This window comes from Kribbella pittospori (genome assembly GCF_004331465.1).
Classification (GTDB): domain Bacteria; phylum Actinomycetota; class Actinomycetes; order Propionibacteriales; family Kribbellaceae; genus Kribbella; species Kribbella pittospori.
In genome coordinates, this window is record NZ_SJKB01000040.1 from 1 (window position 1) to 21881 (window position 21881).

The 21881-nt window shown below is 67.2% G+C and carries 28 protein-coding genes and 1 pseudogene; 11 read left to right on the plus strand and 18 right to left on the minus strand.

Translation table 11 applies throughout. The features are described from left to right. Positions 1–411: SDR family NAD(P)-dependent oxidoreductase (locus tag E0H73_RS45060; RefSeq protein WP_131367408.1), on the minus strand; the 411-nt coding region annotated here is incomplete at its 3' end. Positions 412–734: 323 nt separating this feature from the next. On the opposite strand from E0H73_RS45060, the gene E0H73_RS45065 reads away from it, so the two are divergent. Next, entirely contained in the window at positions 735–1853 is a 1119-nt protein-coding gene (locus E0H73_RS45065) for a carboxylate-amine ligase (protein ID WP_131367409.1), read from the plus strand. Then, complete coding sequence (locus tag E0H73_RS45070) at positions 1850–2503, plus strand: HemK2/MTQ2 family protein methyltransferase (protein ID WP_131367411.1); 654 nt, start codon at positions 1850–1852, stop codon at positions 2501–2503. Before E0H73_RS45065 ends, E0H73_RS45070 begins: the two co-directional genes overlap by 4 nt. A 70-nt stretch (positions 2504–2573) precedes the next feature. On the opposite strand, the gene E0H73_RS45075 is transcribed toward E0H73_RS45070, so the two are convergent. Further along, positions 2574–3371: a hemerythrin domain-containing protein gene (locus E0H73_RS45075; RefSeq protein WP_238164693.1), complete on the minus strand. Its 798-nt coding sequence runs from the start codon at positions 3369–3371 to the stop codon at positions 2574–2576. Positions 3372–3550: 179 nt separating this feature from the next. Between E0H73_RS45075 and E0H73_RS45080 the strand changes: the two genes are divergently transcribed. Further along, positions 3551–4000, plus strand: a complete 450-nt coding sequence (locus E0H73_RS45080) for a GAF and ANTAR domain-containing protein (protein ID WP_420323460.1) — start codon at positions 3551–3553, stop codon at positions 3998–4000. A 227-nt stretch (positions 4001–4227) separates the two neighbouring features. Here the strand turns inward: E0H73_RS45080 and E0H73_RS45085 are convergent, their stop codons facing one another. Then, positions 4228–4443 carry a DUF2231 domain-containing protein gene (locus E0H73_RS45085; protein ID WP_202867926.1) on the minus strand — a complete coding sequence of 72 codons (216 nt, stop codon included), beginning with the start codon at positions 4441–4443 and terminating at the stop codon, positions 4228–4230. Positions 4444–4981: 538 nt separating this feature from the next. Here E0H73_RS45085 and E0H73_RS46410 point away from each other — a divergent pair. Next, a complete protein-coding gene (locus E0H73_RS46410) occupies positions 4982–5122 on the plus strand; it encodes a hypothetical protein (RefSeq protein ID WP_165556171.1) in 141 nt (46 codons plus the stop codon). 163 nt (positions 5123–5285) lie between these two features. Here the strand turns inward: E0H73_RS46410 and E0H73_RS45090 are convergent, their stop codons facing one another. From E0H73_RS45090 to E0H73_RS45105, 4 genes are all read right to left on the minus strand, one after another. Next, a complete protein-coding gene (locus E0H73_RS45090) occupies positions 5286–5969 on the minus strand; it encodes a DUF6766 family protein (protein ID WP_131367415.1) in 684 nt (227 codons plus the stop codon). A gap of 87 nt (positions 5970–6056) precedes the next feature. Then, positions 6057–6419, minus strand: a complete 363-nt coding sequence (locus E0H73_RS45095) for a nuclear transport factor 2 family protein (RefSeq protein WP_131367417.1) — start codon at positions 6417–6419, stop codon at positions 6057–6059. 32 nt (positions 6420–6451) lie between these two features. Continuing rightward, on the minus strand, positions 6452–6709 hold the full coding sequence (locus E0H73_RS47810; RefSeq protein ID WP_420323461.1) for a TerC family protein: 258 nt from the start codon (positions 6707–6709) through the stop codon (positions 6452–6454). Positions 6710–6721: 12 nt separating this feature from the next. Then, positions 6722–7417: a helix-turn-helix transcriptional regulator gene (locus E0H73_RS45105; protein WP_131367419.1), complete on the minus strand. Its 696-nt coding sequence runs from the start codon at positions 7415–7417 to the stop codon at positions 6722–6724. Positions 7418–7504: 87 nt separating this feature from the next. On the opposite strand from E0H73_RS45105, the gene E0H73_RS45110 reads away from it, so the two are divergent. Then, the gene (locus E0H73_RS45110; protein WP_131367421.1) at positions 7505–7936 is read left to right on the plus strand and encodes a DoxX family membrane protein; all 432 of its coding nucleotides are present in this window, start codon (positions 7505–7507) and stop codon (positions 7934–7936) included. A 75-nt stretch (positions 7937–8011) separates the two neighbouring features. Here E0H73_RS45110 and E0H73_RS45115 read toward each other — a convergent pair whose 3' ends face one another. The 4 genes from E0H73_RS45115 to fdxA all read right to left on the minus strand — a co-directional run bounded on the left by E0H73_RS45115 (position 8012) and on the right by fdxA (position 9911). Then, the gene (locus E0H73_RS45115; RefSeq protein ID WP_238164694.1) at positions 8012–8296 is read right to left on the minus strand and encodes a hypothetical protein; all 285 of its coding nucleotides are present in this window, start codon (positions 8294–8296) and stop codon (positions 8012–8014) included. A 204-nt stretch (positions 8297–8500) separates the two neighbouring features. After that, entirely contained in the window at positions 8501–8869 is a 369-nt protein-coding gene (locus E0H73_RS45120; RefSeq protein ID WP_131367424.1) for a cupin domain-containing protein, read from the minus strand. Next, positions 8869–9579 carry a helix-turn-helix transcriptional regulator gene (locus E0H73_RS45125; RefSeq protein WP_131367426.1) on the minus strand — a complete coding sequence of 237 codons (711 nt, stop codon included), beginning with the start codon at positions 9577–9579 and terminating at the stop codon, positions 8869–8871. The genes E0H73_RS45120 and E0H73_RS45125 overlap by 1 nt, the downstream gene beginning before the upstream one ends. Positions 9580–9584: 5 nt before the next feature. Next, complete coding sequence (gene fdxA / locus E0H73_RS45130) at positions 9585–9911, minus strand: ferredoxin (protein ID WP_131367428.1); 327 nt, start codon at positions 9909–9911, stop codon at positions 9585–9587. Between the two features lie 86 nt (positions 9912–9997). On the opposite strand from fdxA, the gene E0H73_RS47815 reads away from it, so the two are divergent. Further along, positions 9998–10705, plus strand: a complete 708-nt coding sequence (locus E0H73_RS47815) for a DUF2249 domain-containing protein (RefSeq protein ID WP_131367430.1) — start codon at positions 9998–10000, stop codon at positions 10703–10705. Then, a complete protein-coding gene (locus E0H73_RS45140; protein ID WP_165556172.1) occupies positions 10698–11114 on the plus strand; it encodes a cupin domain-containing protein in 417 nt (138 codons plus the stop codon). Before E0H73_RS47815 ends, E0H73_RS45140 begins: the two co-directional genes overlap by 8 nt. Positions 11115–11180: 66 nt before the next feature. Here the strand turns inward: E0H73_RS45140 and E0H73_RS45145 are convergent, their stop codons facing one another. Together E0H73_RS45145 and aceE are read right to left on the minus strand one after the other, a co-directional pair. Continuing rightward, positions 11181–12149, minus strand: coding sequence for a slipin family protein (locus E0H73_RS45145; protein WP_238164695.1), 969 nt, complete (start codon positions 12147–12149; stop codon positions 11181–11183). 194 nt (positions 12150–12343) lie between these two features. Continuing rightward, a complete protein-coding gene (aceE, locus tag E0H73_RS45150) occupies positions 12344–15115 on the minus strand; it encodes a pyruvate dehydrogenase (acetyl-transferring), homodimeric type (protein ID WP_131367448.1) in 2772 nt (923 codons plus the stop codon). Here aceE and E0H73_RS45155 point away from each other — a divergent pair. Next, positions 15029–15286 carry a PEP/pyruvate-binding domain-containing protein gene (locus E0H73_RS45155; RefSeq protein ID WP_165556173.1) on the plus strand — a complete coding sequence of 86 codons (258 nt, stop codon included), beginning with the start codon at positions 15029–15031 and terminating at the stop codon, positions 15284–15286. The two genes, aceE and E0H73_RS45155, sit on opposite strands and share 87 nt — an antisense overlap. Before the next feature lie 20 nt (positions 15287–15306). On the opposite strand, the gene E0H73_RS45160 is transcribed toward E0H73_RS45155, so the two are convergent. Beyond that, positions 15307–15897 (minus strand): CBS domain-containing protein, encoded by a 591-nt coding sequence (locus E0H73_RS45160; protein WP_131367434.1) that lies wholly within the window; start codon positions 15895–15897, stop codon positions 15307–15309. Positions 15898–16172: 275 nt separating this feature from the next. Between E0H73_RS45160 and E0H73_RS45165 the strand changes: the two genes are divergently transcribed. Further along, a complete protein-coding gene (locus tag E0H73_RS45165) occupies positions 16173–17018 on the plus strand; it encodes a universal stress protein (RefSeq protein WP_131367436.1) in 846 nt (281 codons plus the stop codon). A 44-nt stretch (positions 17019–17062) separates the two neighbouring features. Here the strand turns inward: E0H73_RS45165 and E0H73_RS45170 are convergent, their stop codons facing one another. Together E0H73_RS45170 and E0H73_RS45175 are read right to left on the minus strand one after the other, a co-directional pair. Continuing rightward, positions 17063–17455, minus strand: coding sequence for a hypothetical protein (locus tag E0H73_RS45170; protein WP_131367438.1), 393 nt, complete (start codon positions 17453–17455; stop codon positions 17063–17065). A 58-nt stretch (positions 17456–17513) separates the two neighbouring features. Next, positions 17514–18224, minus strand: coding sequence for an ABC transporter ATP-binding protein (locus tag E0H73_RS45175; RefSeq protein WP_202867927.1), 711 nt, complete (start codon positions 18222–18224; stop codon positions 17514–17516). A gap of 205 nt (positions 18225–18429) precedes the next feature. On the opposite strand from E0H73_RS45175, the gene E0H73_RS45180 reads away from it, so the two are divergent. Further along, complete coding sequence (locus E0H73_RS45180) at positions 18430–19482, plus strand: zinc-dependent alcohol dehydrogenase family protein (RefSeq protein ID WP_131367440.1); 1053 nt, start codon at positions 18430–18432, stop codon at positions 19480–19482. A 92-nt stretch (positions 19483–19574) separates the two neighbouring features. On the opposite strand, the gene E0H73_RS45185 is transcribed toward E0H73_RS45180, so the two are convergent. Together E0H73_RS45185 and E0H73_RS45190 are read right to left on the minus strand one after the other, a co-directional pair. Then, on the minus strand, positions 19575–20450 hold the full coding sequence (locus E0H73_RS45185) for a universal stress protein (protein ID WP_131367442.1): 876 nt from the start codon (positions 20448–20450) through the stop codon (positions 19575–19577). A gap of 22 nt (positions 20451–20472) precedes the next feature. Next, positions 20473–21447, minus strand: a complete 975-nt coding sequence (locus E0H73_RS45190) for an Acg family FMN-binding oxidoreductase (RefSeq protein WP_131367444.1) — start codon at positions 21445–21447, stop codon at positions 20473–20475. Between the two features lie 188 nt (positions 21448–21635). Between E0H73_RS45190 and E0H73_RS45195 the strand changes: the two are divergent. Next, positions 21636–21881 (plus strand): annotated as a pseudogene (locus E0H73_RS45195) (hypothetical protein); the annotation flags it as partial.

The window sequence follows — 21881 nt, forward strand, 5'->3', positions numbered from 1 at the left end:
GTACGCGGCGTTGTTGACCAGGATGTCCAGTCCGCCGAGCTCGTCCACGCAATAGTCCACCAGCCGCCGGCAGTGTTCCTCGTGCTGGATGTCGCCGGCGAGTGACGCGGCCTTGCGTCCGGCGTCGGTCACGAGGCGGCAGGTTTCGCGTGCGTCGCTCTCCTCGGCCTCGAGGTGAGAGATCATCACGTCCGCGCCTTCGCGGGCGAACGCGAGTGCCACCGCGCGCCCGATGCCCGAGTCGCCCCCGGTGATCAACGCCCGCCGGCCGGTCAGCTTCCCGCTGCCGCGATAGGTGTATTCGCCGTAGTCGGGCGTGGGCTCCATCGAGCCGCTGTGCCCGGGATGCTCCTGCTGATCCGGTTCCTGCTGCTCGGGTCCGGCGTACCGGGTCCTCGGGTCGATGGTCATCGTCTACCCTCCGTCGCTCGGCACGGTGGGGGTGGAGACCCGGCCCGCCGTACTGGCCGCACTCCACCGGCGCCGTGCCGTCATCACATAGTTGCCGGTGGCTCCGACAGGAAGCGATCACGAACAGGATCCGTGTGGCCACGCGGTACCCACGGCGACCCCGATCTATTCCACTGACCGTGGCAGGCATCTGTGCGGTCCGAGCCCGCTGAACGTCGGTGAGGTTAATTCGGAGTTTGAGGGTTACCGGGGGCACAAGGTTCGGAGGGGAGCCTCGGGGGATCCCGGTGCGTGCTGCGCCCGGGGAGCGCCGGGAGTCTTGTATGACAGACGCCGAGTCCGTCCACCTAGCCGCGGGGACGGCACCGAATGCAGCGCTGCTGCGGTCGCTGTCCTCCGGCACGGTCGCCGGGACGGTGGGCCTGGAGGAGGAGCTACTGCTGGTGGACCGGGGGAGTTGGCTGCCTGCGAAGGCCGCCGCTGTGATCGCAGGAGTTGGCGACCGACGCGTGAAGCCGGAGCTGCCGGCGTGCCAGCTCGAGATCGCGACGTCCGTGCACGAAGATGTGGCGGACGCTGTCGAGGAGCTGCGGGCGTGCCGAGCATTGGTCGCCACAGGATGCGGTCCCGATCTGGCGGCTGTCGCCGCGCCCGTTCACCCTCTTGTGGACGGCCCGATCGACTTGTCGGCCACGGATCGGGCCGTCGGTCTTTGGAAGCACTACCGAGAGGTGATTGCCCGGCAGTTGGTCTCCTCGTTGCAGGTGCACCTGGCCTTTGGCGACGCCGACTGCACGTTGGGGGTCTATCACGCGTTGCGGGATCTGCTCCCAGAGATGGCCGCGTTGGCCGCGGCCGCGCCATTCGCCGGCGGACGGGATACCGGCCTGTGCTCTGTGCGTCCCTTGATCGCTTCCGCGCTGCCTCGCCAGGGTGTACCTCCGATCATTGCGTCCTGGGAGCAGTTCGCCGGTGATCTCGCCTGGGCGGTTCGAGGTGGCGCTGTGTTCGACGGCTCGGAGTGGTGGTGGGAGCTCCGTCCGCACATCCGCTACGGAACGCTCGAGGTTCGGGTCCTCGACGTACAGGCGACCGTCGATCGGACCAGCGCGGTCGCCCGGTTCGTGCACGCGCTCGCCGCGACGCTTGCCGACTCGTATCATCTCGGCGAGATCCAACCCCCGGCGCCGACGTGGCGGATCGCCGAGAACCGATGGGCCGCGCTCCGCGACGGTGTGCGGGGAGAATTGCTCGACCTTCGCACCGGCGAGGCGCGCTCGACTCGCCGCTGTCTGCACGATCTGAACGATATTGCCGAGCCGAATGCTCCGGGTGGTCTGGACGACGTACGAGCGATGGTGGAGAACCCGGCGGTGGAGCACCTCCGAACGCTCGGTCCTGACGGCGTGATCCCGTGGCTCGCGGAGGTGTTCACCGCATGAAACTGGTAACCCTGCCAGGTGTGTTCGCCCCAATCTCCGACTCATGGATGCTGGCTGACGCGATCCGCCAGGAAACGGTCGATCCCGGCCGGCACGCGCTGGACGTGTGCACCGGGAGCGGTGTCCTCGCCCTCACGGCCGCGGAGCGCGGGGCAACCACGACCGCGATCGACGTTTGCCGGCGAGCGCTCCTCACGGTCCGGCTCAACGCGTTGCGATCCGGTCTGCGCATCCGAACGCTCCGGGGCCGGACCTTCGCACCGGTGGCCGGCGAGCGGTTCGATCTGATCGCGAGCAACCCGCCGTACGTGCCGTCACCGAGGCCCGACGTACCCCGCCGTGGTGCGAGCCGGGCGTGGGAGGCGGGGCGCGACGGCCGACTCGTGCTCGATGCACTGTGCGACGCGGCGCCTGCCCATCTGCGCCCCGGCGGGGTGCTGCTTCTCGTGCAATCATCGCTCATCGGTACCGACACCACCCTCCATCGACTGCGCCGCGCCGGCCTGGTGGACGTTGAGGTGCGGGCGTGCGTACGAGGGCCGCTCGGTCCGTTGATGCGAGCGCAGCAGGCCGCCGGCACGATCCCCTCGGACGTCGATCAGGAAGACGTCGTGGTCATCCGAGCGCGCGCCCCCAGACGCCGCAAGTAAGAGTCGGAAGCCGTCCGGGCCGGTAAGCTGTGAGGCCGCGAAGTCGGGCGGTCTCGGACGGTGCCAGAGGTCAGCTTTCGGCTTCGCTCTGGACTATCTGCTGCAGTTTGTCAGGCCCGAGGTGCCGGAGATGTCGGCGTTGGTGGCTTGCTGTGCGAACTGTTCGCGGGTCATGTCGCCGGGTTGTTTCGCCAAGGTGCTGCTTGCGGCTGGCAACGAACGCTTCGCCGAGTTCGGTGCGACGCTCGTCGGAGAGGCTGGAGCGCATCCCAGGGAGTACTTCGGTCTCTTCTTCCTCGACGTGGTGGGAAACCGCGTCGATCAGGTTCTGCAGCACCGTCTCGAACTCGGCGGACTCAGGATCTGTCTCGGCAAGTTTCGCCAGCAGTTCGTCGGCCTCGATGTGTTCTTGCTGGCTGTGCGAGACCTCATCCTTCTCACCCGCCTCCGCGGCTGCTACCGGGTAGACCTCGGCCTCCTCTGCCCGGCTGTGCGCGGTCAGCAGAGTGGTGAGCACTGGCAGTAGATTCGGCCGCTTCTCCGGGCTGTCCTTCAGCTTCTCCGGGACTGCTGATCCGCGCTGTACGCACCGTGTACACCTACCAGTTCGGTCGAGCTGATCCGCCTGAGCGTGTCGACAACGCTGTGCAACGGCGGTTCCCGTGGAGCCCGGACACAGATTCCATTTCGCGAACCGTTTCCAGATTTCAGCTCCGGGCTGGGGTGCATGATGGGGGGCGTGGAGCGCGTCGAGCGCACGGTGTCGGTGGAGGACGACATGGTCGATCGTGAGCCCGATCAGGGTGGACGCGCTCGCGAGGATGCGGCGGTCGCTGACATGTTCGCCCGGCTGGCGCTCGAGCTCCATGACTCGGCTGGGGTCGAGGAGACCGTGCAGGCCGTCGTGGACTTTGCGCTGCAGGCGCTGACCTGTTCGCACGCCGGTGTCGCGCTGAATTCCCGGGGTGAGCCTACGGTGCCGGCGGTGACGGATCCGGTGGTGGGGAGATCTACGAGTGCCAGATGGCGAGCCGGAGCGGCCCGTTGGTGGAGACCATACGTTCCCGCAGCACACTGCTCGTGCGCGACACCGCGACCGACGGTCGCTGGCCCGAGTGGGCGGCCAAGGTCTTGTCGTTGGGAGTACGCACGGTTCTGGACGTTCCGCTGATGACGACCGCGGACACGGTCGGCGTACTGGGGTTGTACAGCACTGCGCCGGATGCGTTCGACACCGATGACAAGGCGGTCGCGCACATTCTGGCCAGGCATGCGTCGGTCGCGATCGCGGCCGCGCGTCGGGAGGCGAGCTTGGCGCAGGCGGTGGACGCGCGCAAGCTGGTCGGGCAGGCGATGGGCATCTTGATGGAGCGGTACGGCGTGGACGGCGACCGCGCGTTCGCCATCCTCAGAAGGTATTCACAAGACAGCAACACCAAGCTGCGCGACGTCGCCCAGCAACTCATCGACACCCGTCATCTACCGAAGCAGACGTAATGGCACGCGCCGAGGGTACTGGCCGAATGTACAGGTCGGGCCGACCAACCAGGTGAGGGTGCAGCACCGCTCCCCAGGAGACCCACGGCGCCCCGGCGCGCGCAGGCTGTCTGTCGAGATTGGTGCCGGTGATGCAGGACGCCTGACGGGATGCCAGGAACGCGATCGCCGCGGCGATCTCCCGGGCGTGACCCGCCAGGCGTTGGCACACTACGGCGTCTGCGGGTCTACGCGGAAGCATTCGGTCTGGGTTTCCTCCGCGGCGTACCGCGAGGGATGCCGAGCAAGTCCATCAGCCCGAACACCGCGGCCAGAACCGCGCCGATGACGCCGATGCCGATCAGCCAGTACGCGCCTTCGGCAAAGACCTTTTCGTCGTTTCCGGTGAATGCGACGATGTCGAAAACCACGCTGGCAACCCACCCACCGATCGGCACGGTCACCAGGATCGGATGGAACGGATGGCCGTATGGTCCGCGAGCACGGTCCTGGGCTGCTTGGCCGATGTGTTCGCCGCTGCCTCGCATGGGTGGGACATGGTCTCCTCCGCTACTGCCCGTGCCGCGTCCATCCGGGCGTCGTAGTCACCGCTGCCAACTCAGCTCTTCTTGGCGGCGGCCTTTCCGCCCTTGCGGCCAGCCTTCTTCTTACTCGCCGACGGGTCCTTCGATGCCGAGGGCCTGCTGGAGGGAGAAAGGTGCGAGGCATGAGTGGGCTTTGCCGCCCGGCATGATCGCTACTTGCCGTCGGCGCCAAATGTTGCCGCTGACCTGCGGATCTGAGCGGAGCGGTGTGTATCGTGTCCTGTGGCGATGATGACAGCGGACGTCGTTGAGATTCTGCGATCGCGTCGAGATGCGCAACCATGTCATGCGCGTCACCCCTGACGCGGAAGACCAACGCGGTCCTGATCATGGGGACTCCCTAGCGTTGATCTGGGTACCTGCGGGGCATGGAACGCGCAGACCTGGAGGTGGAGTCGTGACTATCACTCCGGAGAACCCGGATCCGGATGTCCCGGACCTGGTAGATCCCGACACCGAGACACCGGACGTCGGGGATCGTCCGGGCGACGACTCGCCGCTGACGCAGCCGGCGCCCAACCCGGGCCCGCCCGAGTAGGCCGCCCGCACTTCGCCGCTGTCGGCGTCCTCGGCGTCCTCGACGTGAAGGCCAGCCGGCGCTCCGTGGAGCCGGATCCTGGCGACCTGGCCGGCTGCAACCAAGCGCCGAACTCGCGGATCTTCTCCGCCGGCATGGGTACCAGGCCCCGTCGAGAGACTTGTCAGCCCTCGACGCCGGTGGCGTGATGTGACGAACCGACCGGCTTGCTCTCAGGCGAGCCGCGTTGACGTAGATAGATGCTCAAGACCGCCATGGACCCGACGGCCAGGAATTCGGACTGCCAGTTCTGCAAGCTCCGGCTCCAGAAGTCGGCTGAGCCGAGATAGGAGTGCCATGGCAGTGGATCTTGCAGCTGCCTGATTTGCTGTTCGTTGAATGCCGACCAGCCTGCGATCGATTGCACGGACCAGCAGGCGAGGAAGATCGCCCCCATCACCAGTCCAAGTGACGACGAGTAGATCCTGGTGCGCCATCCTCCAGGCTTCGCCCAGCGAGGTGAGTCGGCCTGAACAAACGCGCCGACCTTCTGCTGCTTGTCGGTCTCCCGGCCCTGATCGTCGAGTTTCTTGGATTCTGGCGATCCACGCTGCACGAGCCAGACGGTCAACACGATGTAGAGCAAGAACTGAAGGTACTCGCTTTGCCAGTTCTCGGTGACGTCGACGGCGAAGTCGGCGGAGGTGACGTATCGTCCGAAGGTCACGGTTGCCAGGCCGTCGGCAATCTGCTGGTTGTTGAACTCTGCGAGCCCGGCGAAGGCCTGCCCGATCAGGGCGGCGAGAAAGATCACGCCGAACCCGAGGCCGAGTGAATTACTGCGGACGAAACGGCGTACCCGCTTCATCGATGGATCACCCCGAGGACCAGGAAGTAAGCCAACCCCAGGATGATGATTGCCAAGTAGGCGGTGAAGATGACACGCATCGGTCCGTCAACCTCCCGTGAGCTTACAGTCGTACGGGCGGTCGCCCCGCGCTGTACAGGCTGCCGCAATGATCCTCCAGCCATCGTCGAACTCGGCAAGGAAGGCGGTGTCGCCGCGTAACTGCACCTGCGCCTGCGTGCCGTACTGCTGCAGCTCTGTCACTTCGCCGGCTGTGGGGATGTCTTCGCCCAGGATCACCGAGCGACACGGCGCCCGCTCAGACTGTTCCACCTCCTGAACGGTCTGCGGAGCCAAGAGATTGCAGGCCGCGCTGCCGTCACCGGCCTCGATCGCACGGTAGAAACGCTCAGCCGTGCTCGATGGTGGAGCCGGCAGATTCGAGCCACATGCCGTCGCCGCGAGCGCCATCGTGCTCACCAGTACGGGGACAGCCCACGGTCTCATACAGCGCATGTTCCCAAAGCTCTACGACCGACACCTACAGGCGCGCCGTCGCGCCACTTCTCCCACACAATTCCCACGAGACGCGCCAGGGAGAAGACGATGCCGAACAGGAGCATCTTCTGCTGGTCCTCGCGCGGGAGCCGGAAACTGCTCATGATCACGAGAAACACGAACAGGTTGTCGACCGAGAGCGCCTCCTCGGTGATGTAACCAGCGAAGTACTCCGAACCTGCCTGCCCGCCGCCGAGCAGCAGTACGCCGCCTGGTCATTGGTCGGCGTCGGTCTGGAGTTGCACACAGCAGTGATCAGGTCGGGGCTCGAGGTGTGCCTTCAGATGCGGGATGGCCAGGCCGGCCAGGAGTCCTTCGAGCAGACAGAGGTTCATCTCACAGACGAGACCTGTGTACTGCCTGGCAAGGGCGTGGAAGGGGCAGTTGACAAGGACGACGGTGTCTCCTTCGGTGCGAGGCTCGAAGCCCTGCTCCTCGAGTAGATCCGTCATCTCTGCTCGACCGGCGGTCCCGCCCGACGCGTCGCGGATCGTCGCGGCGAGGTCGGTGCCGACCTGGCGGGCGCGGCGGTTGAGCGCTGTGCGCGGCGATTCGCCCGAGCCTTCGCTCTCTTCGATGGCGGCTGCCAGGAGGCCGCCGGCGAGGTCGTAGCGGCGTTCAGGGAGCAAGACAGCGACAGGTCGGCTGGAGCGTTGATACAGCTTCGCGGGTCTGCCCGCACCCGGACCTGTTCGGCCGGTGCGGCGTTCGAAGATGACCTCCAGGAGTCCTTCCTCGACCAGACGGTCGAGGTGGAAGGCGGCAGTTGAGCGGGGCAGTCCCAGGGCCGCCGCGGCGTCGTCCCGCGTGACCGGGCTCGCCTGGCGTATGACGTGATCGTAGAGCCGCCGTCGCGTCGGCTCCTCCAACGCTGCGACCGCCAGGATCTGAGCCTCTCGCGAGTCGTCCACGGTCAGATTCTAAAGCCAGGTCCCATTGACGAAAACCCTGGTCGCTTCTAAAGTCAAAACATATCTACTTTAGAAGGAGTGGTAGCGATGACGACCGAGGAGTCCAGCACCCGCACAGTGCGCCGGGAGGCGCTCGCCGACCCGGGATACCAGGCGTTTCTCGCGTTGCGAACGGTCTTCACGGTGGCGCCGATCGTGTTCGGCCTGGACAAGTTCGCCAACCTGCTGACCGACTGGCCGGGCTACCTGGCCCCGTGGATCAACGACATCGTGCCGGGGTCCGGCCAGGACGCGATGTATGCGGTCGGGGTCACCGAGATCGTCGCCGGCGTCGCGGTCGCCCTGATCCCGCGGTACGGCGCGTTGATCGTTGCGGCCTGGCTTGCCGGCATCATCCTCAACCTGTTGACGATCCCGGGGTTCTACGACGTTGCCCTGCGCGACTTCGGCCTGCTGGTCGCCGCGATCGCGCTGGCCCGGCTCGCCGTTCGGTACGCGCCGGCGCGGCACGGCTCATGACCGAGGAACCCACGGAGATCTTCGGACTCCCGAGGGTCCGTTGCACGAGGCACCGATCGGCCACCGCCTGATCGGCTACGCGGTCAGTAGGCGGATTCCGAGCGCTAGTAGGGCGAGTACCTTGGCGGTCTCGAGTGCGACGTAGTAGAGGTGAACGGTCGATCGGGGTGGGGTCTCACCGGCAAGGACACGGTCGGAGCGCCTGTTGAGTCGCGGTCGGACGGCGATGAGTTGTGCGGCCAGGATGACCGCGACGGTCGCGAAGAGGGCTGTCACCGATGCGGTGGGTTGTCCGACGGCGATCGCGACCAGTACCACGACGCCGAGCGCGATTTCGGCCCGGTTGAGCGCCCGGAACACGATGCGGCCGATGCCGAGCCCGATCGGGATGGTGACGCCGGGGCCCGGAACTTCAGCGGCGCTTCCAGGAAGGAGATCGCCAGGATCATGCCGAGCCAGACGAAAACGACGGCGCTCCCGGAGATGGCTGATGCCTCGTTCAACGAGCTTCTCCCAGATCTGTGAAGTGCACCGGACCGAAACGGTCGGCGCGTTCGAGTCGTCTCAGGCGGCCGGCCAGCCGGCGAGTCGGTCCACGAAGTCAGGCGGCGAGGCAACGAGCATCATCGATGCTGTTTCGGTACCAGGGTTGCGGAGGCCGACGCGTTCTCCGGTGGGGATGTGTGCGACGCCGCCTGGCTCGAGCTGGTGCAGTTGGTCGCCCTGCCGGAGTTCGATCGAGCCTGACAGGTGGACCAGTACGATCTCCGACGATCCGTGGTCGTGTTCGGGCAGGCCACCGCCGGGCGGGATCCACACCTGGACCAGCGCGAGGTTGTCGGGTCTGTCGGTGCCGAGCAGGACCTCCATCGTCGGGCCGCCACGAACGGGCGCCCGGCGTCGTGGTGTGGTGCCGGTTCTGGTGATGTGCATCAGGTGCTCCTGGTTCGGCGCTGCCGTGGGCGCGGCGTTGTCGCGGGACTGTGTGCGGCGGGGGACAGGTGGACGAGGCAGGCGTCCGGTTCGGCGAACGGTTCGAGACGGGTGGCCGCGATCGGCGCGTGGATCTCGGTGAGGGCGCCTTGCATCAGCCCGAGGTGCAAAGGGCACAGCGTGGCGGAGTACTCCTCGGCGAGTTCGAGGAACGGACAGTGCCGCAGCCGGATCCGGTCGTCTGCGTCGCGGACCGGCTCGGGGGCGAAGCCGAGGTCGGTCATCATCGCGTTCAGTCGTTGCCTGGCCTCGGCTTCGCCGGTCTGGTGTGACGGCGGCACCTGTTCGACGAGGTATCCGCCCCAGTTGCGGCCTGCGGCTTCGGCGGTAGCGTCCGCTCCAGGACTGCCGGCCAGCTGACTGAGCAGGATCTTGGCCAGCAATTGGTACCGACGCTGTCCGCCGCGATCCATCCCGGGATGCGGCGCGTGGACCGTTCGGGGCCGTCCACGACCGGAGGGGTCCTCGATTCTGCGGTCGACCAGGCCTTGGGCCACCAGTGCGTCGAGATGGAAGCGGGCTGTGTTGGGGTGGATGCCGAGCAGTTCGGCGAGTTCGGTGACTCCCAGCGCCTCGTCGGAGGCGCGGAGGGCCTCGAGTACGGCGGCCCTGCGCGGATTCGTACGGTCGTCCCGGGCATTTTCGGTCATGGTGATCAGCCTGCCGGATCCTGCGGTGGCAGCGCCGCAATGAAAGGCGGGTCGTAGTCGACGACTCCGAGCTTCGCCGCCCCGCCCGGAGACCCGAGCTCGTCGAAGAATCCTGCGTTGGCCGCTTGGTACTCCTGCCACTGCTCGGGCAGGTCGTCCTCGTAGAAGATCGCCTCCACCGGGCACACCGGCTCACAGGCGCCGCAGTCGACGCACTCGTCGGGCTGGATGTACAGGGAGCGTCCGCCCTCGTAGATACAGTCCACCGGGCACTCGTCGACGCACGCACGGTCCTTCAGATCGACACAGGGCAACGCGATGACGTAGGTCACGGCCCGGCCTCCTCACCAACTCTTGTATTTACTACAAATAGCACATGTAATAATAATCCGAAACATCGTCCGAGGAGAGTGGCGCGATGCCCGGTGCGGAGATCTTCATCCAGGCAACCGAGACGGACCCCGCCGTCATTGCTCGAACGGCGGCGCGAGCGGCCCACGAACGGCTGCGTTCCCGGCTGGCTGAGCTGACCGCGCCGGGGTGTCATCCGCTGGCTGCGGACTTGGCCCACTTTTGCCGGCACGAGGTGCGCCAGTACCTGGTCGACGCCGAACGGGACCTGTATGCCCCGGCGTCCAAGCCTGCTGACGGACGCCCGCTGGTGGATGCTCTTCGGGTCGGGAGCGCGGCGCTCAACCAACAGATCAACGATCTCGCTGTCGGCAGTGCGAGTGATTCGGCCAGGATCGGCTCGATGATCGCCGGTGCCTTGGACCTGTACCTCCGGATCGAGGAATCGGTGGTGCCGGTTCTCGTCGAGTTGGCAGGCCCCGAGCGGTCGGCGTTGGCTGCGGATCCGCCGGCCGCGGTCGAGGAGGAGCTCGGCGACGCGCCGATGGTCATCGACGTCCGGCAGATCGCACGCGGTGGCCGTCACCCGCGCGTCTTTGCCCGCTACGCACGACTGGCGCCGGGGGAGGCGTTCATCCTGGTCAACAGCCACGACCCCAAACCACTGCGGCGGGAGTTCGAGGCCATCCACTCCGGTGCCTTCAGTTGGGACTACCTGCGAACGGGGCCTGAGGAGTGGCGTGTCCGGATCGGCCGGATCGCCGCTGATGTCTGACGGACCAGGAGCCGGTCCGGACCGGGTGGACGATGGCGCTGCCGAGCAACCGACGGTGCGGATCCTGGCCGATCTCCACGAGATCGTCGACGATTCCCGGATACCGGCCGGTGCCCGGTGGACGTTGGCCGAGGCGGGTCGTCAACTCGACGCGAATCTCGTCCATCTGCCGGCCGGGCAGCGCGTTGCCACCCACACCGAGCCCGATCTCGACGTGATGCTTGTCGTCGTCGCCGGGAGTGGAGCTGTCGGTGCCCCCGACGATCCCCAGTTCGTTGCCAACGGCAATCTCGTCTGGTTGCCCCGCGGCTCGACGCGCACCGTCACGGCCGGCGAGAACGGCCTGTCCTACCTGACGGTCCACCGGCGTCGCCCTGGGCTCCAGATCAAGGCACGGTCCGGCCCCTGACCGACGTACCGGCCAGGGCACGTCGAGTACGGCGGCATCCTTGCGCAACTCGCACGTCGTGGACTGTCACGGCTGCCACGCCGGGTCGGCACAACCGGCGGGGAGTCCGCCCCACTGCGGTTGTGCCGACCCGGCCGATAAGGGGGCCGTGGTCACCGCTGCGCCGGCCGAGACGTGCGACTCGGTGGTCAATTCCGGCGGCGAGTCCGACCGTTCGAGCGATTCGTCGTCGTCCCTGGTCGTTGCCGGCTTGTCGGCATCGGAGGACCTGGAGTTCTCGGGCGGCGTGGACCGTTCCAGAAACCGGAGCAGTTCGACCGGGAAGGGCAGCACCAGCGTCGAGTTCTTCTCCGCTGCGACCTCGACAACGGTCTGCAGGAGGCGCAGTTGCAGGGCGGCAGGGTGCTCGGTCATCACCTCGGCCGCCTGGCCGAGTTTCTCCGACGCCTGCAGTTCACCGTCGGCGGTGATGATGCGGGCACGGCGCTCCCGTTCGGCCTCTGCCTGGCGCGACATGGACCGCTTCATCGTCTCCGGCAGCGCGACGTCCTTGATCTCGACCCTTTCGATATGCACGCCCCAGTCCAGGGCAGGGCTGTCGATCATCAGTTCCATGCCCTGGTTGAGGCGTTCCCGGTTGGACAGCAGGTCGTCGAGGTCGCTCTTGCCGATGATGGATCGCAGCGAGGTCTGCGCGACCTGCCCGATCGCAGACACATAGTCCTGTACGTCGACGGCCGCACGGACCGGATCGATCACGCTGAAGTAGACGACCGCATCGACCCGGACCGTCACGTTGTCGCGGGTGATTCCGTCCTGAGCAGGGACAGGCATCGTGATGATCTGCAGGTTGACCTTCTGCAGGCGGTCCGCGATCGGCATCAGCAACGCGATCCCCGGGCCCCTGACCACTGGACGCACCCGTCCGAACCGGAACACGACGCCGCGCTCGAACTGCTGCACCACGCGGACACATGCGGCCAGGCCGACGAGTCCCACAACCACGGCTATGAACAGTGCATAAACGATGACCATGTCTTCTCCATCGACGGCGCCGCCGTCCGGCGCCCCGGGTTTCGATCGGTAGCTCCGAGAATGCCTCTGCATCGGGTCGATGAGTAGGGAGGTTGTCGGCGAGGTTCGGATCGCGCTGGTTGCCGGGGTCCGGCAATGACGACCGGCCGGCCCCCCGGTCGTGGCCGTTGCTCGGAGCAACCATCGACACTAGTTCACTGACCCGAACGAGTCTGGTCTTCGGTGCCGTTGCTCAAATCGTAGGTGGCCATGGCCCGCCGCGGCATCGAGGTGTCGAGCTCGCCGCCGGCGGCCAACTGCTGGAGTACCCGCAGGGTGATCGACTGCGCGTCGACGCCGAAGTGGCGGCGCAACGCGTCCCGGGTGTCGGATCGCCCGAAGCCGTCGGTGCCCAGCGATGCCCATGGGCCTGCGACGAAGGGCATGATCTGGTCGGGTACCGCGCGCATCCAGTCCGAAACGGCGACGACTGGTCCGGGAGCACCGCTGAGCCGCCTTGTGACATAAGGAGTTCGGCCCGGCTGGTCGGGGTGCGACAGGTTCCACTCCTCGACTGCCAGTGCTTCGCGGCGCAGCTGGGTCCAGGACGTCACGGACCAGACGTCGGCTTGGACTCCCCAGTCGGCCCGCAGGAGGCGTTGGGCATCCAGCGCCCACTGCATCGCGACACCGGAGGCAAGGATCTGCGCCCTCGGCCCGGTGGCGTCGGTGGCGGGGGAGTAGCGGTGCATCCCGGCGATGATGCCGTCGATATCGACATCGTCCGGCTCGGCAGGCTGGACGATCGGCTCGTTGTAGAGGGTGAGGTAGTAGAAGACGTTCTGGTCCTCATCCGGTCGCGGCTCGCCGTACATCCGGCGGAGTGCATCGGCGGTGATGTGGCCCAGCTCGAACGCGAAGGCAGCGTCGTACGCGATGCAGGCGGGGTTGGCGGAGGCCAGAAGCAGTGAGTGCCCGTCCTGGTGCTGCAGGCCTTCACCGTTGAGGGTGGTGCGCCCGGCGGTGGCGCCGAGAAGGAAACCTCGGCTCATCTGGTCGGCCGCGGCCCAGAACTGATCCCCGGTGCGCTGGAATCCGAACATCGAATAGAAGATGTAGAGCGGGATCATCGGCTCGCCGTGGGTGGCGTACGACGTACCGGCGGCGGTCCAGGAGGCGGCGGAGCCGGCTTCCGTGATGCCCTCGTGGAGGAGTACTCCCTGGGTGTCTTCCTGATAGCTGAGCAGCTGGTCGCGGTCCACCGACTGGTAGGTCTGTCCGTGCGGGGAGTAGATCTTCTTGGACGGGAACAGGGCGTCCAGGCCGAAGGTGCGCGCCTCGTCAGGAATGATCGGCACGAACCTGGGACCCGTCTGCGGGTCCTTCATGAGCTCTTTGAGCAGTCGGACGAAAGCCATCGTGGTGGCAACCGCCTGCCGACCCGAGCCGCGGCGGGTCACGGCGTACGCAGACTCTCCGATCGGCGCGAGCCGGGTGCTGCCGCGCCGGCGGGCCGGCAGGTAGCCGCCGAGAGCGCGGCGCCGCTCGCGCAGGTACGCCAGTTCGGGTGAGTCCTTCGGCGGTCGGTAGTAGGGCGGCTTCACGGCGTCGAGATCCTTGTCGGGGATCTCCAGGAAGAGCCGGTCCCGGAAGCCCTTGAGATCCTCGAGTGTCAGCTTCTTCATCTGGTGGGTGGAGTTGCGCCCTTCGAAGTGGGAACCGAGGGTCCAGCCCTTGATTGTCTTGGCCAGGATCACGGTCGGTTGACCGGTGTGTTCGGTCGCGGCCCGGTAAGCGGCGTACAGCTTGCGGTAGTCGTGTCCGCCGCGCTTCAGATTCCAGATCTCGGTGTCCGACAGATGCTCCACCATGGCTGCTGTGCGGGGGTCGCGACCGAAGAAGTGCTCGCGAACGAACGCGCCGGACTCGGCCTTGTAGGTCTGGAAGTCTCCATCGGGCGTGGTGTTCATGAGGTTCACCAGCGCGCCGTCGGTGTCGGCCGCGAGGAGCGGGTCCCACTCCCGGCCCCAGATGACCTTGATGACGTTCCAGCCGGCGCCGCGGAAGTAGGACTCCAGTTCCTGGATGATCTTGCCGTTGCCGCGGACCGGGCCGTCGAGGCGTTGCAGGTTGCAGTTGACGACGAAGGTGAGGTTGTCCAGTTCCTCGCGGGCAGCGACACCGATCGCGCCGAGGGACTCCGGTTCGTCCATCTCGCCGTCGCCGAGGAACGCCCAGACCCGCTGGCCGCTGGTGTCCTTGAGGCCGCGGTCGTGCAGGTAGCGATTGAACCTGGCCTGGTAGATGGCGTTGATCGGCCCCAGCCCCATGGACACGGTCGGGAACTCCCAGAAGTCCGGCATCAACCGTGGGTGCGGGTACGACGGCAGCCCGCCCCCGGCGCCGGCGTGAGACAGCTCCTGCCGGAAACCGTCGAGTTGGTCGCTGCTGAGCCGGCCTTCCAGGAACGCCCGTGCGTAGATGCCGGGGGAGGCGTGGCCCTGGAAGTAGATCTGGTCGCCCCCGCCAGGTGCGTCGTGACCGCGGAAGAAGTGGTTGAACCCGACCTCGTACAGCGCCGCAGCCGAGGCGTAGGTGGAGATGTGGCCGCCCACTGCAATACCGGGCCGCTGCGCCCGGTGCACCATGACGGCAGCGTTCCAGCGGTTGTACGCCCGGATCCGCCGCTCGACGTGCTCGTCGCCCGGGAAGTCCGGCTCGGTCTCGGGGGCGATCGTGTTGAGGTAGTCGGTGCTGCGCAAGTTCGAGACACCGACGCGCCGGTCGCGTGCGCGCTGCAGGATGCTGAGCATCAAGTACCGCGCCCTGTTCCGCCCGGCGTGGTCCACCACCTGGTCCAGTGATTCCAGCCATTCCTGGGTGCGAAACGGACCAAGACCGTGTACGCCGGAGGCCGGGCGACGCGGCCGGTTCCCACCACGCCGGAGGAGCGGAGCGGGTTGGTGCTGACCGACGACGAGCTTCAGGTTCTCGCGCAGTGGTCGGTCCTCGCCGACGCGCACTTCAAGCGGCGGATGGAACTCGACTGGGCCAAGGACGGGGTCTCCGGCCAACTCTACGTGGTCGAGGCCCGGCCGCTGACCTTCCCGGCGATCGTCATCAGCCCGCCATCCGGAGCCAGGATCCTTCAACACTGATCCAGGACACCGGTGTGGTGTCAATGGATGCGGACCGCGATGACGCCGCGGACGGTGCGGGCGAGGACGTCGGCGAGTGTGCGCTCGTGTGGATCCATCGGGCCGGTCACCGTGACGATGCCGTCCTGGACGTCGACCTTCCACTCCGGGCGTTCCTCGTGGATGAGGTCGCGGGCCTCGGTGCGGATCCGGTCGTCGCGGCCGGCCAGCAGGTGGATGACGTCGCTGCGGCTGATCATGCCGGCGACCTTGCCGCGGTCCAGCACCGGCAGGCTCTTCACCATCGTCGACCACATCAGATCGATCGCGACATCAAGGTCATCGTCGGTGTTCACGGTAGCCGCGAGGTGGCTCATGACGTCAGCAACCCGGCGAGGTGGTGTGTCGGCGGTCGTCCGGACGGCGGTGACCGGGACGCGCTCGTCGAGCAGCGCGGCATCGGGGACGAGGTCGGCCTCACTGACGATGCCGACGAGTACGCCGCGGCTGTCGACGACGGGCAGAGCGGTGATCTTCCGGTCGTCGAGAAGCCGGAGCGCCGTACCGATCGGCGTACCGGCGGTCACGGTGACAGCGGGTGCGGTCATCAGGTCGCGGATCAACATCGTCATCACCTCGTTCTGCCGACCGTTGCGTCGGCTCGCAGCCCGGGATCCCGGGGTACACCTTCACGATGCGATGGCGCAGTGCGCGCCTCCAGGGGCGAAAGTCCCAGCCATGCCGGTCTTCCGACCGCCCGGAGGCGCTTCAGCGGTACCGACGGTCGAAGGTCCTGGCGGGGGCAGGGCTGATGGCTCTGCCGGGACGGGGCTTGCTGCACGAGATTGGTAACAGACCTGAAGGAATCTCTCGTCCAGCTCTCGTGCGATGAAAGGGAAGAGGATCGATGGGCAAGTACATCCTGGTAGGTGTCGACGACACGCCGGAGAGCCAGATCGCGCTGCGGTGGGCGGTTGAGGCCGCGCAGGAGCGTGGGTCGGCGGTGCGCGTCGTTCGCGCGTATTTGCACGAGGTGGGTAATTGGCCCGCGCTGGGTGTCGAGGGGTACGTCCCGTCAACGCCGCCGGTCGACCTGTACCAGGCCGACTTGGACGCGGCGGTCCGGTTCGCGCAGGATCGACTCGGCCACGAGCGTGGGTCCGGGTGGCTGGCGAACCAGGCTCCGGCCGACGCGATCCTGGCCGAGGCAGTAGACGCCGACATGGTCGTCGTCGGTACGCGGTCGCGGAACAAGATGTCCGCCGCGGTGCTCGGCTCGGTGGCGACATCGGTTGCGTCCAAGGCGCCCTGCCCGGTGGTTGTTGTCCGGGGCGATCGTCGTTCCGGGCCGGTGGTCGTCGGCACGGACGGCTCGGTGGACTCGGACGAGGCATTGGCGTTTGCGTTCGAGCAGGCGACGGCGTCCGGTCAGCCATTGACGGTCGTCTACTGCTGGCGTCCGCAGGAGCAGCACGTCGAGTCGGCGGAGAGTACGAGCGAGTTGCTGAAGAACTGGCTGGCCGAGAGCCTCGAGCCGTACCGAGCGAAGCATCCTGCGGTGCGCGTCAAGGTCTCGGTGCTCGAGGGACGAGCCAGCGCGAAGCTGGTCGACCTCTCGCAGGATGCGTCGCTGGTCGTCGTTGGTTCTCGCGGGCGCGGGGGAGTCGCCGGACTGCTGCTGGGGTCCGTCAGCCAGAGCCTCCTGCACCACGCCGACTCTCCGGTCGCGGTGGTCCGCCAGCGGCAGGACTGACCAGCGGTCCGCTTTCGATCACCCCGAATGCTCGGCTGTTGCGCTCAACGAGGTTGAAAGGGCGCCTGTGCCGGTCGCGGGCCTCTTGAGCTGGGTGGTGCGAAGGTGATGTGCTCGGCGAGCTGGATGCACAAGAGAGTCAGCATGGTGGCGACGGCGACGGGCAGCAGGATGCCGGCAGCTGAAATGAGTGACAGTGCGGCGCACGCGACTGCCGCGGTGGCGAGGATCGGGGTGAGCCAGGACGCGGCGTCGTAGCGGTCGTCGTCTGCGAGCAGCACGACGGTTGCGCCACTCAGGATCAAGACGGTGCAGGCCATGTCGTCGCTGCTGCCGATCCCCAGAAAGGTGCCGAGGGCAAGGAACGGTAGGTAGAGCGCGAGCAGTACGGCGATCAGGACGGACGCGGCGAGGTCGCGGCGGCGGAGGACAGGCATGATGCTCCGCGGCGGGCGTCGTACAGGGACTTGAGGAACACGGTGCGGAACATGGCATTCACCCCTGGCCGGAGTAGTAGTCGAGGAACGCCGCTTCCAGGTCCGCCGCGCGGTCCTTGAGGTCCTGGACCGACTGCGTCGTGACCAGCTGTCCGGCGCGCAGGATCGCGACCGTGTCGGCGACGGCCTCCACCTCGGACATGACATGCGACGAGAGGAACACGGTCCGCCCGGCGTCGCGAGTCTCACGGAGCAGGGTGCGGAACTCGCGCTGCATCAGCGGATCCAGGCCCGCGGTGGGTTCGTCGAGGATCAGCAGTTCCGGTTCGTGCATGAACGCCTGGAGAATGCCGACCTTCTGCCGGTTGCCGCGCGACAGCGCGCCGATGCGGACGGCCAGATCGAGGTCGAACCGCTTGGCCAGCAGCTCGATGCGCTTCCGTTCGACGCCGCCGTACAGGTGGGCGAAGTAGCTCAGGTACTGCCGGCCGGTGAGATCGGGGTACGCCACGAAGTCGCCGGGCAGATAGCCGATCCGGCGCTGGATCGCGTCGTACTGGTCGGCGGCGTCGAACCCGAAGACCATCGCAGACCCCGACGTGGGGCGGATCAGGCCGGCGAGCAGCCGGATCGTGGTGGTCTTGCCGGCGCCGTTCGGTCCGAGACAGCCGAGGATCATCCCGGCCGGCACGTCCAGATCGAGGCCGTCCAGAGCAGTGCGGTGCCCGAACCGCTTGGTCAGTCTCCGAGTTCTGATGACGACGTCCATGAACGGCTCCGCTCACATCGTGAACAACCTCCCGACGTGCACTCCTCCACTTCCAGTCAAGGCGCGGGCACCGGGCGCAGGGAGTGCGGAAGGTCCTGTTCGGCGGCACCGATGGTCCCGCCTGGAGGGTGCAGGTCGGCCGCAGCCACAGGCCGTCCGGACCGCCATCGTCGGGAGTGGAAGGTTTCGCCTAGGGAGGTTCGCGATGAAGGCATTGGTCTACAACGGTCCGGGGCAGCGGAGCTGGCACGAGGTGCCGGATCCGGTGATCCAGGATCCCGAGGACGCGATCGTGCGCATCGACGCGGTCACGATCTGCGGCACGGATCTGCACATCCTGAAGGGGGACGTCCCGACCGTTCAGCCGGGCCGCATCCTGGGGCATGAAGCGGTCGGCACGATCACTGCCGTCGGCGACGGCGTACGAGGCGTGGCAGTCGGTGACCGGGTCCTGATCTCCTGCATCACGTCGTGCGGTCGCTGCGAGTACTGCCGGCAAGGGCACTACGGACAGTGCCTCGGCGGCGGCGGATGGATCCTCGGACACCTGATCGACGGGACCCAGGCGGAGCAGGTGCGTGTCCCGTTCGCCGATCGGTCGGTGCACAAGCTGCCGGACAACGTCTCCGACGAGGCGGCTGTGGTGCTGGCCGACATCCTGCCGACGGCCTTCGAGGTCGGCGTACTCAACGGCCGGGTCTCGCCGGGCGACACCGTGGTGATCGTCGGAGCAGGCCCGATCGGACTGGCAGCCGTTGCCACCAGCAAGCTGTTCAGCCCGGCGCGGATCATCGTCGTCGACGCCGCCGACTCGCGGCGCAAGGCGGCCCTAGAACGTGGCGCCGATCTCGCCCTCGGGCCCGACGAGGACGTCGAGGCGACGGTGCGCGAGCTGACCGGTGGGCTGGGCGCCGAGGTCGCGATCGAAGCTGTCGGCATCCCCGCCACGTTCGAGCTGTGCGCTCGCCTGGTCCGTCCGGGCGGAACCGTCGCGAACGTCGGCGTACACGGCGCACCGGCGACGCTGCACCTGGAGGATCTCTGGATCAAGAACATCACCATCACCACCGGACTGGTCGACACCTCGACGACACCACGGTTGCTGTCGATGCTCGCGGCCGGCCGGCTGACGTTGCCTGGTCTGATCACGCACCGGTTCGGTCTGGACGAGATGCAGGACGCGTACGACGTCTTCTCCCGTCCGGCTGAGACCGGAGCCCTGAAGGTCGCGCTGTTCGGCGAGAAGGGAATCGAGTAGTCAGCAGTCAGCCGCGTCCCGCACCGGCCGGTGCGGGACGCGGCTGCGTGCGCTGTCGGCTGTTCGGTGAGTGTCCTGGTCTGTGGCGTGCGTCAGCGAACGATGGCGATCGGGCACTGGGTGTGGTGCAGCACGCTTTGGCTGACCGAGCCGAGAAGCAGACCGGTGAAGCCGCCGCGACCGCGGGAACCGACCACGACGAGATCGGCGGATCCGGACCGGCGAACCAGTGCCTGTGCTGCGGATCCGTTCGAGAGCTCGGTCGTCCACTTCACGTCGGGATGGTCGGCTGCTGCGCCGGCCACGGACTCGGCGACGAGCAACCGTGCCTCGTCCTCGATCTTGCCCTCGTCGAACTGCAGCATCGATGCTCCATCGGCGTAGGTGAGGAACGGGCTGGTCCAGGTGTGCATGGCGACGACCCGGGCCTGCAGCGCCTCGGCCTGGTCGAAAGCGAACTCGATCGCCCGTGCCGATGCCTTGGATCCGTCGACACCGACGACGACGGTCAGCCCCTCGTGGACGTGTTGACGCAGATCGGGCGGGATGACCACGACGGGGCACTGTGCATGCGTGGTCACCTGGACGGCAACCGATCCGACCAGCAGACCGGTCCAGCCACCGAGTCCGCGTGAACCGAGGACGACCAGGCGGGCCTGCTGTGCCGCTTCCACAAGCGCTTCGGCTGCGGATCCCTCGGCGAGGATGGTGTCGACCTGGACGCCGGGGTGTTGCAGGCGAACGGTTTCGGCGAGGCTGCTCAGTCCTTTCTCCCGGGCTGTGCGCAACGCCTCCAGCGGTACGACGTGACCTGGCGAGGGACGCGTCTGGACGACGACCTCGAATGCCTCGACGATGCGCAACGGTGCCCTCGAACGGATGGCTTCGGCGATCGCCCAGTGCAGTGCGCCTGCGCCGGCCGGTGAACCGTCGTACCCGATGACGATCGGGGTGGCGTGTGACGACATGGTGAGTCTCCCTCAGGGGTTGCTAGAACCATTGGTCGAAGGACTCGCGCCAGTCCCGGCGCGAGGACTCGTGTCCGGGGTGGGCCGGGTAGCCGATCCGCATCACCATCTGCGGCCACAGCCGACCGCCGACCAGTTCACGGACCGCGGCTCGGGGTGTGCTGTGCTCGAGGACCTGGTTGAGGAACGATGCGGTCACGTCGTACGACGTTCCGACGAGCAGGACGCGCTCCAGGGCCATGCCGGCTCGCAGCCAGGCGGCGGTGTCCTCCTGGGGCGTGCACAGGACCGCGAGGGCCGGGCGTTGCTCGAAGACGGTCTGACTGCGGTGCGGACTGTCGAAGCCCGCGGACAGATCGCGGACGAACGCTGCGCGAGCCGGTACAGGGCCGAGCGCGCTCTCCGGGATCCCATCGCCGGACCTGTCTCCACCGATCCAGCGCAGCCGCTCATGCAGGCGGTCCTCGTCGTGCAGCTCTGTGTCATCGACGCGCCGAAGCAGCTCGCCGAGCCGCGACGCCTCGCCTGCATCGAGCCAATGCAGAATCGCCCGCTCGGCTCGCGCGGCCTCGTCGAGTCGTTCGAGCACGCGCGCTGCGATGATCTGATCGAGCATCGGCCCGCGATAGGTGTGCCTGCGGCGCAGCTCGCCGTACAGGCGGGCGAGGGGCGGCGCCGGAGTTGTGCGATCGGCCAGGAAGATCCGCGCCACCACCTCCGGATGATGAGGATCAGGGTCCGGCGCGATGCTGGACTCGTGGCCTAGCATCGCCGCCGCGACGCGGATGTTGAGGACGGCCGCGCCGATCCCGATGCGTGCCGCCCGGCCGGCCGGATCCGCAGCGGGAAGCGTGCGCTTGCGGTCGAGCAGGACATCGATGACCGGGCCCCGGATCTCGAACCGCCAGGGCTGCGTGTTGTGGATGGACGGTGCGTGCGTCGCCGCAGTGAGCAGGATGCCGACCTCGTCCTTGGTCAGGGTGGTTGTCGCGTTCATCTCGTGTCCGTTTCGGCCCAAGTCTGGTGTTCTTCCACCGTGTGGACGGTGCGGAGCGGTTGCTAGCGGCAAGGGGCCTGGGCGGACGGGACTTTTGGCTTGTGCCGGTGAGGTGAGAACGGCCCTGACCGTAGGTAGGGCTGCGACCACACGATGAAGGTGTCGAATCGAACTGAAAGGAAGACACCATGACCACCACGCCGCACCGCCGCGATCTACCGGCTCCTGTGATGGAGCTCGAGGGCGATCGTCATCTGATCGTCACGACAGCTGCGGGCCGTGCGCTCGCGGTACTTCGGATCGCCTTCGGGCTGACCTTCCTGTGGGCGTTCGTTGACAAGTTGTTCGGCCTGGGCTACGCCACCCCGTCCGGCAAGGGCTGGGTCGACGGTGGCGACCCGACTGCGGGATTCCTGGGCAAGGGCACCAGCGGT